This window comes from Amycolatopsis sp. N2S4-7 (assembly GCF_058119595.1).
In genome coordinates, this window is record NZ_CP172299.1 from 5,661,105 (window position 1) to 5,674,139 (window position 13,035).

General features: G+C 70.5%; 12 protein-coding genes. 7 read left to right on the forward strand and 5 right to left on the reverse strand.

The annotated features are described in order from the left end of the window. Positions 1-3: 3 nt before the first annotated feature. The 7 genes from ACH54P_RS26465 to ACH54P_RS26495 all read left to right on the forward strand — a co-directional run bounded on the left by ACH54P_RS26465 (position 4) and on the right by ACH54P_RS26495 (position 7,688). Positions 4-1,329: a hypothetical protein gene (locus ACH54P_RS26465; protein WP_489906048.1), complete on the forward strand. Its 1,326-nt coding sequence runs from the start codon at positions 4-6 to the stop codon at positions 1,327-1,329. Between the two features lie 7 nt (positions 1,330-1,336). Further along, entirely contained in the window at positions 1,337-2,281 is a 945-nt protein-coding gene (locus ACH54P_RS26470) for a glycosyltransferase family 2 protein (protein ID WP_489906049.1), read from the forward strand. After that, positions 2,278-3,462, forward strand: coding sequence for a polysaccharide pyruvyl transferase family protein (locus ACH54P_RS26475; protein ID WP_489906050.1), 1,185 nt, complete (start codon positions 2,278-2,280; stop codon positions 3,460-3,462). Before ACH54P_RS26470 ends, ACH54P_RS26475 begins: the two co-directional genes overlap by 4 nt. Further along, the gene (locus ACH54P_RS26480) at positions 3,459-4,007 is read left to right on the forward strand and encodes a dTDP-4-dehydrorhamnose 3,5-epimerase family protein (RefSeq protein WP_489906051.1); all 549 of its coding nucleotides are present in this window, start codon (positions 3,459-3,461) and stop codon (positions 4,005-4,007) included. The genes ACH54P_RS26475 and ACH54P_RS26480 overlap by 4 nt, the downstream gene beginning before the upstream one ends. Positions 4,008-4,015: 8 nt before the next feature. Then, positions 4,016-5,332: a glutamate-1-semialdehyde 2,1-aminomutase gene (locus tag ACH54P_RS26485; protein ID WP_489906052.1), complete on the forward strand. Its 1,317-nt coding sequence runs from the start codon at positions 4,016-4,018 to the stop codon at positions 5,330-5,332. 93 nt (positions 5,333-5,425) lie between these two features. Further along, positions 5,426-6,907 carry a right-handed parallel beta-helix repeat-containing protein gene (locus ACH54P_RS26490; protein ID WP_489906053.1) on the forward strand — a complete coding sequence of 494 codons (1,482 nt, stop codon included), beginning with the start codon at positions 5,426-5,428 and terminating at the stop codon, positions 6,905-6,907. Positions 6,908-7,073: 166 nt separating this feature from the next. Beyond that, the gene (locus ACH54P_RS26495; protein WP_489906054.1) at positions 7,074-7,688 is read left to right on the forward strand and encodes an HAD family hydrolase; all 615 of its coding nucleotides are present in this window, start codon (positions 7,074-7,076) and stop codon (positions 7,686-7,688) included. On the opposite strand, the gene ACH54P_RS26500 is transcribed toward ACH54P_RS26495, so the two are convergent. From ACH54P_RS26500 to ACH54P_RS26520, 5 genes are all read right to left on the reverse strand, one after another. Then, positions 7,675-8,289: a maleylpyruvate isomerase family mycothiol-dependent enzyme gene (locus ACH54P_RS26500; RefSeq protein WP_489906055.1), complete on the reverse strand. Its 615-nt coding sequence runs from the start codon at positions 8,287-8,289 to the stop codon at positions 7,675-7,677. The two genes, ACH54P_RS26495 and ACH54P_RS26500, sit on opposite strands and share 14 nt — an antisense overlap. A 136-nt stretch (positions 8,290-8,425) precedes the next feature. Next, entirely contained in the window at positions 8,426-9,073 is a 648-nt protein-coding gene (locus ACH54P_RS26505; RefSeq protein ID WP_489906056.1) for a phosphatase PAP2 family protein, read from the reverse strand. Further along, positions 9,070-10,245, reverse strand: coding sequence for a glycosyltransferase (locus ACH54P_RS26510; protein ID WP_489906057.1), 1,176 nt, complete (start codon positions 10,243-10,245; stop codon positions 9,070-9,072). The genes ACH54P_RS26505 and ACH54P_RS26510 overlap by 4 nt, the downstream gene beginning before the upstream one ends. After that, complete coding sequence (locus ACH54P_RS26515) at positions 10,242-11,498, reverse strand: O-antigen ligase domain-containing protein (protein ID WP_489906058.1); 1,257 nt, start codon at positions 11,496-11,498, stop codon at positions 10,242-10,244. The genes ACH54P_RS26510 and ACH54P_RS26515 overlap by 4 nt, the downstream gene beginning before the upstream one ends. A 1-nt stretch (position 11,499) precedes the next feature. After that, on the reverse strand, positions 11,500-13,026 hold the full coding sequence (locus ACH54P_RS26520; RefSeq protein WP_489906059.1) for a right-handed parallel beta-helix repeat-containing protein: 1,527 nt from the start codon (positions 13,024-13,026) through the stop codon (positions 11,500-11,502). Positions 13,027-13,035 lie beyond the last annotated feature (9 nt).

A 13,035-nucleotide genomic window follows, 5' to 3' on the forward strand; every position in this document is an offset into this window, starting at 1 on the left:
GACGTGGCCAGGCATCGCCGCGTCCCGCGCTCGATCCTCCGGTCGGGCGCGGTTCGCGCGATGGCCGGACGGTTGAGCTGGGGACTCGGCGACCAGGCGGTGTCCAGCCTGACCAACTTCGCCGTCGGGCTGTACGTGGCCCGCTCGCTCGGCACCTTCGCGTTCGGCATCTTCAGCCTCGCCTGGGTGACCTACGGCGTGGTGCTCAACGTCTCGCGCGGCCTGGCCACCGACCCGCTGATGGTGCGGTTCAGCGCCGTCCCGGACGACCGCTGGCGCGCCGGCGTGGCGAGCGCGTCCGGCACCGCGATCGGCGTCGGCTGCGTGACCGGCGTGATCAGCCTGGTCGCCGGGCTGGCCGCGGGCGGCCCGCTCGGCAACGCGTTCGTCGCGCTCGCCGTCGTGCTGCCGGGCCTGCTCCTGCAGGACGCCTGGCGGTTCGCGTTCTTCGCCCGCGGCGCGGGCAAGAAGGCCTTCGTCAACGACTGCGTGTGGGGCGTGGCCCTGATCCCGGCGCTGTACGTCGCCGCCCAGGTCCACACGGTGGTCGCGTTCGTGCTGGCCTGGGGCCTTTCGGGCGCGGCCGCGGCCGCGTACGGCTGGTTCCAGACCGGGATCCTCCCCCACCCCCGCGAAGCCGTGGGCTGGTTCCGGCGGCAGCGCGACCTGAGCGTCCGCTATCTCGTCGAGAACGTCAGCAACAGCGGCGCGTCGCAGCTGCGGGCGTACGGCCTCGGCGCCATCGCCGGTATCACCGCCGTCGGCGCGGTCCGCGGCGCCGAACAGCTGCTCGGCCCGTTCCTGGCCCTGCTCATGGGGCTGTCCCTGGTCACCGTCGCCGAGGGCGCGCGGGTGCTTCAGCGGGCGCCGCACCGGCTGAAGCACTTCTGCGTGATCCTCGGTGGCGGCCAGGCCGCCGCCGCGCTGTGCTGGGGCCTCGGCCTGCTGATCCTGCTCCCCGACAGCGCCGGCCGGTGGGTGATGGGTTCGGTGTGGGACTCGTCGTCCCCGCTGATCCTGCCGGTGACCCTCGCCGTCGTCGGCGCGAGCTTCGCGACGGGCGCCGCGGCCGGGCTGCGCGCACTGGGCGCCGCACCCAGGAGCCTGCGGTCCCAGCTGATCGCCTCCCTGTTCTACGTCACGTTCGGCATCGCCGGCGCCTTCCTCGGCGGTGCGGCCGGATCCGCGTGGGGCGTCGCGACCGCGACGCTCAGCGGCTCCGTCGTCTGGTGGCTGCAGCTGCGGCTCGGGCTGCGCGACTACGTGCCGCCGGGCGCCGACGAGCCCACCGTGGTGTTCGAGCCGATCAAAGAGCCGATCAAGGAATGAGGACTCCATGACCACCGTCCCGCGGCTGAGCCTCGGCCTCCCGGTGTACAACGGCGAGGAGTACCTCGCCGAGTCGCTGGAAGCCCTGCTCGGCCAGATCTACGAAGACTTCGAGCTGATCATCTCGGACAACGCCTCCACCGACGGCACCGACGAGATCTGCCGCCGCTACGCCGAGAAGGACTCCCGGATCCGCTACGTCCGGCAGCCGAAGAACATCGGTGCGACGCCGAACCACAACTTCGTGTTCGACGTCGCCCGCACCGAGCTGTTCAAGTGGGTCTCCCACGACGACCTGTACGCGCGCGACCTGCTCAAGCGGTGCGTCGAGGCCCTCGACGAGCGCCCGGACATCGTCCTCGCCCACTGCGACCAGGCGATCATCGACGGCGACGGCCGCATCGTCCAGCCGCTCGAGTACACGCTGAACACGGCGTCCCGGCACGCGCCGGACCGCTTCCGCAGCATCCTGTTCGAGCCCGGCGGCGACGACTTCTACGGCGTCATCCGCTCCGACGTCCTCCGCCGCGTCAAGCCGCTCGACAGCTACCACCACGCCGACCGGACGTACTCGGCCGAGCTCGCCCTGCAGGGGCCGTTCCACCAGGTGCCCGAGCTGCTGTACTTCCGCCGCGACCACCCGGGCCGCGCGGAACGGGCCAACCCGACCATCCGGAGCCGGTGCGCGAATCTGGACCCGCGGCGCGCGAACCGGCTCCGGAACCCCACCGTCCGCCTGCTCGGCGAGTACGTGTTCGGGTTCGCGGACCTGATCCGCCGCGCGCCGATCTCGGCCGCCGACAAGCGCGAGTGCTTCGGGCACCTCGCCGGCTGGCTGACCAACCGGGCCCGCTCCGGCCACGGCGAGCGCGTCGAGGACCGCGCGCCGACCGCCTCCGACGTCGCCACGGTCAACGAGATCGTGGCCGGCCGGGAAGGCAGGCTCGCGTGAAGCGTGGTCCGCGCGTCGGCGTGTTCGGCCTGCTCGGCTCGGGGAACCTCGGCAACGACGGTTCCCTCGAAGCCGTGCTCGGCTACCTGCGCGCCGAATACCCGGACGCCGTGCTGAGCGCCCTCGTCGGCGGCCCGGAGCTCGTCCGCGAGCGATACGGCCTCGACGCCACCCCGCTGCACTGGAACCAGTCCGAGTACGAGACGGCCTCCGGCCTGCGCTCGATCGCCCTCAAGGGCCTCGGCAAGCTCGTCGACATCGCGCGCACCGCGGCCTGGGTCCGGAAGCAGGACGTCGTCATCGTGCCCGGCATGGGCGTCCTCGAAGCGACGCTTCCGTTGCGTCCCTGGGGTTTCCCGTATTCGCTCTTCCTCCTCTCCGCCACCGGGCGCCTCTTCGGCACCAAGGTGGCGCTCGTCTGCGTCGGCGCCAACGAGATCAGCGCCCGGGCCACGCGGACGCTGGTCCGCTGGGTGGGCCGCCTCGCCGCCTACCGCTCCTACCGCGACGACCTCTCCCGTGACGCCATGCGCGCCATGGGCGTCGACACCAGCCGCGACGAGGTCTACCCCGACCTCGCCTTCTCCCTCCCCACGCCGGAGGGCGGCGGGAAGCCGGGCACCGTCGGCGTCGGCGTGATGGCCTACTACGGCGGCAACGACGACCGCGCCGACGGCGACTCCATCTACCGCCACTACGTGGACACGATGAACCGTTTCGTCGGCTGGCTCGTTGACCAGGACAGACCCGTCCGGCTGTTCATCGGTGACCGGATCGACCGGCAGGTCGTCGACGAGATTCTCGAAAAGACCGCTTCCCCGCTGGTGACGGCGGCCTCGGCGGAGACCTTGGACGAGCTGATGCACGAGATGGCGGCGGTGGACCGCGTGGTGGCCACGCGCTACCACAACGTGCTCTGCGCCCTGAAGGTCGCGAAACCGACCGTAGCGATCGGTTACGCGCCGAAGAACGACGTGCTCATGGCGGAGATGGGCCTCGGCGGCTTCACCCAGCGGGCGAAGACCGTCGACTTCGACCGGCTCGTCGAGCAGTTCACCGAGCTGGAGAACCGCTCGGCGGAACTGCGCCAGACGCTCCTGGAACGGAACGCGATGAACGCGCAACGGCTCAAGGACCAGTTCGCCGCCCTTTCGGCGGCCCTCTTCGGGGGTGGGCGATGAAGGCCATTCCGGTACCCGAGATCGACGGCGCGTACCTGTTCGAGCCGACGCCGCACGCCGACCAGCGCGGGTTCTTCAGCCGGACGTTCGACCGCGAGGTCGTCGCGTCGGTGGGCATCGACCCGGACGGCTTCGTCCAGGACAGCCTTTCCCGTTCCCGCAAGGGAGTCGTCCGCGGAATGCACCTGCGCGGCGGCGCCGGCGAAGCCAAGCTGGTGCGGTGCTCGCACGGCGCCGTCTTCGACGTCGTGGTGGATCTCCGACCGGATTCGCCGACATTCCGGAACATCAAAACATTCGAACTTTCCGGCGAAACGCAGGTTTCCGTGTACATCCCCGCGGGCTGTGCCCACGGATTCCAGTCACTCACGGATCCCTCGGATGTTGCGTACCGTATCGATCGCGCCCACGACCCGGCCGAAGACATCACGATTTCGTACAAAGACCCTGAATTGGACATTTCATGGCCACTGTCGGTCACAATGGTCAGTGACCGAGACGAACGCGCGCCGTCTCTCGGAGAGGCGTTGAAAGCAACGAGGTGAGCCACGACATGGGAACGAACCTGCCCCGCTCCACGACGGCGAACGAGCGGCTGCACCGGGTCATCCCGGGCGGTGCGCACACGTACGCCAAGGGCTCGGACCAGTATCCCGAAGGGATGGCCCCGGTCATCTCGCACGGCCTCGGCGGCCACGTCTGGGACGTCGACGGCAACGAGTACGTCGAGTACGGCGCGGGGCTGCGCGCGGTCAGTCTCGGCCACGCTCACCCCCGGGTTCTCGACGCGGTCCGGAACGAGCTCGGCAAGGGCAGCAACTTCATCCGCCCGTCGATCATCGAGGCCGAAGCCGCCGAGCGGTTCCTCGAGAACGTGCCGACGGCCGACATGGTGAAGTTCACCAAGAACGGCTCCGACGCCACGACGGCCGCGGTCCGGCTGGCCCGCGCCGCCACCGGCCGCAAGCTCGTCGCCAAGTGCGCCGACCACGCCTTCTTCTCGACCGACGACTGGTTCATCGGCACCACCCCGATGAACGCGGGCATCCCGGACGAGACGACCGAGGCGACGGTGTCCTTCCCGTACGGCGACCTGCAGGCCGCGGAGGAGCTGCTGCAGCGCCACGACGGCGAGATCGCGTGCATGATCCTGGAGGCCGCGGCGGCGGTCGAGCCGCCGCCGGGGTACCTGCAGGGCCTGCGGGAGCTCACCACCCGGTACGGCGTCGTGCTGATCTTCGACGAGATGATCACCGGCTTCCGGTGGTCCGCCCACGGCGCCCAGGGTCTCTACGGCGTCACGCCGGACCTCTCGACGTTCGGCAAGGCGCTCGGCAACGGCTTCGCCGTCTCCGCGCTCGCCGGCAAGCGGGACCTGATGGAGCTCGGCGGGCTGCGCACCGACCGGGAGCGCGTGTTCCTGCTCTCGACCACCCACGGCGCCGAAACCCACTCGCTGGCCGCCGCGATGGCGGTCATGGACGTCTACCGCGACGAGGACGTCATCAGCCGCATGCACGCCCTCGGCAACCGGCTCGCCACCGGCGTCCGCGAGGTGGCGGCCGACGTCGGCGTCGGCGAGCACGTGGTCGTCCGCGGCCGGGCCAGCAACCTGGTCTTCGGCACGCTCGACGAGCAGGGCGCGCCGTCGCAGCCGTATCGGACGCTGTTCCTGCGCGAGCTGATCAGCGGCGGCGTGCTCGGACCGTCCTTCGTGGTCAGTGCCGCGCTCACCGAAGCGGACATCGACAAGACCATCGACGTGGTCGCGCAGGCCTGCACGGTGTACCGGAAGGCCCTCGACGCCCAGGACCCGACGCCGTGGATGGGCGGCCGCCCGGTGCGGCCCGTGTTCCGCAAGCACGCCTGACCCCCGCCCGATCGGGCCGGATTCACCCCTTGGGTCCGATGAGGACACTTGAGGGTGACTGTTTTCCGGCCCGGTCGTGCGTAACTTCCTTCCATGGGCAGATCTCGTGCGGTTCTCGTCGGTGCTTGCTCGCTCCTGATCGCCGTGGCCTGCCCGGTGGTCGCGCGGGCCGCCGACGGGCCCGCGCCGGTGTGTGGTCACCAGCCCGCCGAGCACCAGCAGCCGCCCGCCGGCGCCGTCACCGTCGATCCGGGCGTCGACGGCGACCTCCCGGCCAAGACGGCGGCGAACCCGCCTGGCACGACGTTCTGGCTCCGGCCCGGCACCCACACGCTCGGGACCGACGAGTTCGGCCAGGTCACCCCGAAGGACGGCGACGTGTACCTCGGCGCGCCGGGCGCCGTCGTCGACGGCCGCGGCGTCAACCGCGCGGCCTTCACCCAGCGGGCCCGCGACGTCCAGCTCCGGGGGCTCACCATCCGCGGGTTCGCCGCGCTCCAGGACCAGGGCGTGGTCAACCACGACTCCGGCGACGGCTGGCTCATCGAGAACACCACCATCGAGGACAACGCGGGCGCGGGGATGATGGCCGGCGCGGGCCAGGTCGTGCGGCACAGCTGCCTGCGGAACAACGGCCAGTACGGGCTCAACGCGTACCAGGACGGCGACGGCATCACCGGGCTCGTGCTGGAGGGCAACGAGATCACCGGCAACAACACCGGCGACTGGGAGGCCAAGGTGCCGGGCTGCGGGTGCAGCGGCGGCGCCAAGTTCTGGGCCGTGAACGGGGCCGACGTCCGCGGCAACTGGGTCCACGGCAACCACGGCGCCGGCCTGTGGGCCGACACGAACAACAACGACTTCGTCGTCGAGGACAACCTGTTCGAGGCCAACGACTCCGAGGCGTTGTTCTACGAGACCAGCTACAACCTCGTCCTGCGCGGCAACACGTTCCGCCGCAACGCCCTGGTGCAGGGCCGCGCGTTCGCGTCGCGCGGCGACAACTTCCCGGTGGCGACGGTGTACCTGTCGGAATCGGGCGGCGAGCCCCGCGTGCCGGCGCGGACGTCCGCCGTTGACATCGGCGGGAACACCTTCGAGGACAACTGGGCCGGGATCACGCTGTGGGAGAACGCCGACCGCTTCTGTGAAAGCCCGGCGAACACGTCTTCGGGCTACTGCACCAAGGTGACGTCGAAGTCTTCGTGCGCGCCGGGCGTGATCGAGAAGCCACCGGCCTACGACGACTGCCGCTGGAAGACCCAGCGCGTGGAGATTCACGGGAACACCTTCCGGTTCGATCCTGGACGGGTGGGCTGCACGGGCCTGTGCGGGCGGATGGCGCTGCTGTCGAACTACGGGACGTTCCCGGACTGGTCTCCCTACAAGGGGACCGTGATCGAGGACGCGATCACCTTCCGGCAGGCCAACCGGTGGCACGACAACTCCTATGCCGGGCCGTGGACCTTCGTCGTGCATGACACCTCCAAGACGGTCGACCCTGCGGGCTGGCGGGCAGGGCCCTACTCGCAGGACGAGTGTTCTTCGTTCGACGGCGGGACCGCCGGCTGCTGATCGGGAGCTTGCCGACGGGGTCCGACACTTTTCACCGCGGCTCGCGTCGCGGCCTCCGATTTCCCTTGCTGTCAAAGGGAAAAGTTGCGAACGGAAGTTTCCGGACACCCGCAAGTCACCCGATTCAGCGATGGCGTTCGCACGGGTGTTCGGTACCGTCGGAGACATGGCCACCACCCCCGCAGCCCTCCACCGCGACGCGATCGACGTCGTGGTCTTCGACGCCATGGGCGTCCTCTACTCGTGCGCCGACGACGAAGCCGAGCTGCTGGTGCCCTACCTCCGCAGCCACGGCTGCGTGCTCGACCGGCGCGAAATCGCCCAGCTGTACCGGGAATGCAGCCTCGGCAAGCTGTCGTCAGCGGACTTCTGGGCGGCGACCGGCGCTACCGGCGCGTCGGACGACGAGTACTGCCGGAACCACCGCCTCACCGAAGGCGTGATCGCCGTCCTCGCCGAGCTCGACACCACCGGCGTACGGCTGGCCTGCCTGAGCAACGACGTCAGCGAGTGGTCCCAGCTGCTGCGTGAGCGGTTCGGGCTCGCCGAGTACATCACCGACTGGTTCATCAGCGGGGACATCGGGGTGCGCAAGCCCGACCCCGAAGCCTTCGCCGTCCTGTGCCGGCGGCTCGACGTGGTACCCGACCGGATCCTGCTCATCGACGACCGGGAGAAGAACGTCCTGGCCGCACGAGCCGCCGGACTCCAGGCCCTGCGGTTCGGCACGCCACAGCTATCCACAATGGATGCTCTTCGGAAGGAACTCAGACCATGGTGAAGCGCGAGCTCGGCTCACCCCGAAGACGGCCGGCGGGCAACCGCCGATTGCACAGCACCAAGAGCAAATCCTGCGCCGCGCCGGTGAGCGGCGCGCCGGTGCCGTACGACCAGCCGAGGTCGTCGGCGCGCAGGGAGACGCCGGTCAGGTCCGCGCCGAAGTACCTGACCTGCTTCGGCTTCATCGCGCTCAGGATCACCTCCAGGCGGTCCCCGGGCACCCGGCGGTCCAGGTTCAGGGCGGTGGTGATGTCCAGGCCGTGGATCACGTCGTGGCTCAGCGCGCCCTCCGGCCCGCCACCCGGCGGCCGCCACGGGTGGTCGGCGTTGTCGCGCAGCGAGGCGACGAGTGCTTCGCGCGAAAGCTCCGCCGCGTCTCGGCGGGCCACGCGGTCGGCCATGGGGTTGAAGCGGCCGCCGGACTTCAGCAGTTCACGCACGAACCGGCCGGTCGAGTACCGGAAGGGCATCGTCACGTGGGCGACAACCTCGGGCACGCGCCACCCGGCACACAAGGTCGGCGCATCCCAGTCGGCGGGCGACAGCGCCTCAAGCACCACAGCAAGCTCACTCCGCTCGGCGGCGATCAGGTCCTGGATCATCGGGCTCTCCTTCGCGGGTAGGTCACCCCACCGACGAACAGCCTTCGCCAAGACCGACACCGCAACTCAACGGACAACGCGCACCCAGCACAGCCCCGCCCAACGCGATACCGGAATCCCCGGACCGGCCCGGCTCTCAGAGCCGCTCGGCGACGCGGTCCAGCAGCCACGCGCTGGCCGGGACCGAAGCCAGCGCGGCGCAGAACCCGCCCACGGCATCCGTCGGGTAGTGCGCTCCCAAGGCCACCTCGGCCCAGCCCATCGCCACGCCGGCGACCAGGGCCAGGCCCAGGGCGAGCGCCAGCGCGGCCACGCGCCCCAGAGCCAGGCGGTCGATCACCAGAAAGGCGATGACCAGCGCGAGCGCCGTCGCCAAAGCCGTGTGGCCGCTCGGGTAGGACAGGAACTCCCCGTGGATGGTGCGGCCGACGATCGGCTTCAGCGCCGTCGTCACCGCCACCGTGACCACGACGCCGAGCACCGTCAGCACGGCCGTCCGAACGCGGTGAGCCAAGACGCACACCACCGCGAGCACCGCGATGAGGATCACCGACCCCAGCGGTTCGCCGCCGAAGTCGATGACCAGTGCGACGTACCGCCACGGCGGCTGGACACCGTCGATCGACGGCAGCACGGCCGCGTCGATGCCCGTCAGCCCGGCGTCGTGGAAGTGGAGGATGCCGAGCGCGACGAGCACCGCTGTCGCCAGCGCGCCCGACATCGCCAGCGGGGCTCGCACCACCGCGGGCAGGGCGGCGGGCGCCGTCCGGACGAGCTGCCTCACCCGCGCGCCTCGATCGCCGCCTGGTACCCGGTGATCAGCCGGTCCAGGCCGACCGCGGGCGTGAAGTCCTTCTCGTACCGGACGCGGGCCGCGTCGCCCATCTCGCGGTTGCGGTCCCCGACCACCTCGCGCAGCCGGTCCGCGAGCGAGGCCTCGTCGTTCGGCGCGTGCAGGAGGCCGGTGACACCGTCCTCGACGAGCTCGGGGAACGCGCCGTGCGCCGCCGCGACCGTCGGTACACCGGCCGCCATCGCCTCGACCACCACCAGGCCGAAGGCCTCCAGCCACGTCGAGGGCGCCACCACCGCGATCGCGTCCGCGGTCAGCGCGCGGCACTCCGCCTTGTTCTGCAAGCCGACGTACGAGACATCGGAGCGGCCGGCCGCCCAGGTGGCGACCTGGTCCTGCATCGGACCGGTGCCGGCGATGACCAGCGGCACGCCGAGAGCGCCGCCGAGGCGGTCCCAGGCCCGCATCAGCAGGCCGACCCCCTTCTCCTCGGTGATGCGGCCGAGGAACAGCACGTGCGTCCCGTCGCCGGTGCGGCGGACGCCGGGGTCGGTGACGAAGTTGTGCTTCACCGCCATCCGCTCGCCGGGCATCCCGGCCGACACGAGGAGGTCACGTTGAGCCGCCGAAATGCAGAAGAACCGGGCCACGCCCGTCCACCACCGGCGCCGGTTCGCGATCATGCTCGCCGCCATCGGCAGCGTGGCCGCGCTCGAACCGCGGTAGCAGCCGTGCTTCACGGCGGGCAGCGGTGAGCCGCCGACGCACTCGGTGCAGATGTGGCCGTCGCGGTGGAGCGTGCCCGGCGGGCAGACCATCGTGTAGTTGTGCAGCGTCGCGACCGCGGGCACCCCCGCGTCCGCGCAGGCGGCGACCACCGACGGCGACAGCAGCGGGAACGTGTTGTGGATGTGCACGACGTCCGGGCGCGACGCCCGCAGCCGGGCGGCGAGCTCCTTCCGCACCACCGGGTTCCACGGCACCATCAGCGGCACCGCGGCCTTGCGGGGCAGCGGCATCTCCGCGATGTCGTCGCTGCGGCGCTCGAACAGTGACACCTGGTGCCCGCCGTCGGCGAGCAGCGAGACCTCGGCGTCGACGACGTTGTTCTCACCGCTGGGCTGCTCGGACCGGTACCGGTTGTGCACCACGAGCACCTTCACGCGCTTGTCCCCTTCGCCGGGATGAATGCTTCTTCGTCGGACTGCGGCACCCCGCGGACCAGCAGCGACGCGGCCAACGCCAGGTGGAGCAGGTACGGCGACGCGTCGCCGAGACCGGCTTCGGTGTAGGAGGCCGAAATGCAATAGGTGATCAGGAAGATCGCGCACGCCCGAGCCAGCGACGGCGGCCGCAGCACGGCCACCACGACCAACGTGAGGAGGAACCCCGCCACCAGCGCGATCCCGACGAACCCCTGCTCGTGGTAGATCGCGAGCCAGCTGTTGTCGATCGGGAGGCCGTCGTAGGACTTGTCCGTCAGCCCGACCCCGAAGATGTACTCCGACGTCGTCCGCGGGGCCTCCAGCAGCGCGTCCCACACCTTCGCGCGGCCGGTCAGGCTGGAGAAGTTGTCCGCGCTCTGCCCGCGGAGGAACCACGCCTGGAGCGCACCGGCGAGCACCACGCCGGTGACCCCGCCGACGCCGACCGTCCACGCGAACACCTTCCGGGCGCGGGCGCTGGTCAGGACCATCGACAGGAAGGCGACCGCGAGGCCGGCGACCAGGCCGAGCGTCGCCGTGCGGGTGTGCGTGAGCAACAGCAGCGCCAGCACCGGCACGACGATGCTCAGCGCACTGCGCCACGTCGTGCGGCGGCCGAACCAGAGGAGGAGCGTCAGCCCGGAGATGACGGCCGCGTACTGGCCGATCTGCGGTGGGGTGAGCGGCCAGATCGCGCCCGACAGGCGGCCGCCGTACTCCTCGGGCATCGCGTTGCCGGGCGAGATCACCAGGCCGATCGCCACCGACGCGAGCACGACGGCGTAGGTGCGGATGTGGGAGCGGACGAAGCCGAACCCGCCGTCCCACCAACGGGTCAGCAACCAGAGCGTGGAGACGAACACCGTGAGCCGGAAGCACCGGAACAACGCGCCGGCGCCCTCCTGCAGGTCGGCGCTGGACAGAATGCTCGACACCAGCAGCAACGTCAGCAGCAGCAAGTACGCGCTCGGCCGGATCCGCAGGTGCTTGTTCAGCACCAGCGCGATGACGAACGCCGTCATCAGCGCGCCCATGGTGACGAGCTGGCTGACCGACCGCGGCAGCGGGAGGACCGTCTTCGCGCCGGTCGACCCGAGCGTGTTGAGGATCAGCAGGGCCCACGCCACGCCCGCCCACTTCGGCGTGGCGGACAGGGGTTCAGTCGAGGCGTCGCCGCGGATGCCCGCCGGCGTTCCGGTGTGCGCCGTCATGTCAGCCCCCGCCCTGTGCGGTGAAGGTGCTCCCGGTGTCCTGCGAGTACGGCGAGCCTTCCCACTCGCCGATCTCGAGGACGCGGTCGGTCGTGTAGGCGATGAAGGTCCACGGACCGGTGTAGCTGTTGTCGTGCCAGCGGTTGTCCTGCTTGAACGTGATCGCTTCCTGCACCGCTTCGGCCTTATAGGGCGACCAGTCCGGGTAGGTGCCGAAGTTCGAGAGCAGGCCCATCCGGCCGCACGAGGCCTGGCAGCCGACCACGGCCGCGTCCAGGACGAACTTGTTGTCGTGGATGTCGACGTGCTGGGTCTTCCAGCGGCAGTCGCTGAGCAACGGCGCGGTCGTGATCGCCGGGGCCGCGCACTGCTTCACGTCCGGCACCAGCCGGGTGCAGTCGCCGGACGAGGTGTTCGCCGGGCTGTTGCAGTACCGGTCGGCGTTCTCCCACAACGTGATCCCGGACCAGTTGTTCTCCAGGTAGTTGCGGGAGATCTCGATCTTCGCGGTGCGGGCCTTGACGCGCGGCTCGCCGCCGGACTCGGAGATGTAGATCGCCGACGTCGGGAAGTTGTCGGCCTTGTCGGCGTACCTGCGGCCGTCGGTCCAGTTGTTCTTCCGGATCGTGTTGTCGCGGATGATCGCGTTGTAGCTGATTTCGTAGATCAGCGCGGCGCTGTCGTTGTTCTCGATGAGGTTGCCCTCGATGAGGAAGTCGTTGTTGTTCGTGTCGGCCCACAGCCCGGTGCCGTGGTTGTCGTGCACCCAGTTGCCGCGCACGTCGGCGCCGTCGACCTGCCAGAACTTGATGCCGCCGCTGCAGCCGCAGCCGTCGATCTTCGCTTCCCAGTCGCCGGTGTTGTTGCCGGCAATCTCGTTGCCCTCCACGACCAGCGCGGTGAGCGGGTTGCTGCCGGAGTAGGCGTTCATCCCGTACTGGCCGTTGCGGCGCAGGCAGTTGCCGCGCACCTGCTGGCGCGCGCCGGCCATCAGGCCGGCGCCGTCGTTGTCCTGGATCGTCGAGTGCTCGATCACCCAGCCGTCGCCGGAGTCGTGGTTGACGACGCCTTCGTCGTGGGGCGCGGAGAAGCCCTGCACGGTCACGTAGGTGATCTTGACGTTCACCGCGTGGCCGGTGAAGGCGTACTGGTTGATCTTGCGGCCGTCGACGATCGCACCCGGGGCGCCGATGTAGACGTCGCCGTCCTTCGGGGACACCTGGTCGTACTTGTCGTCGCCGAGGATGTGCTTGCCCGGTTTGAGCCAGAACGTCGTGCCCGGGCCGGCCGAGCGCGTCTTCACCGCCAGGTCGCCCGGCACGGCGGGGTCGACGATGACCGCGGCCGCCGGGGCCGTCGTCGGACCGGCCGGCTCCTTGTCGCACACCGCCGCGACCGACCCGCTGGGGGCCGGGGTCGCCTGGGCCGGCCCGCTGTCGGCGTCCGGACCACCCGAGCACGCCGCCACCGTGAGGAGGACACCGAGCAGCGGAGCGGCGCGGTGGTATCGAAAGCGGCGGGCGGTCACGGGCGGGTC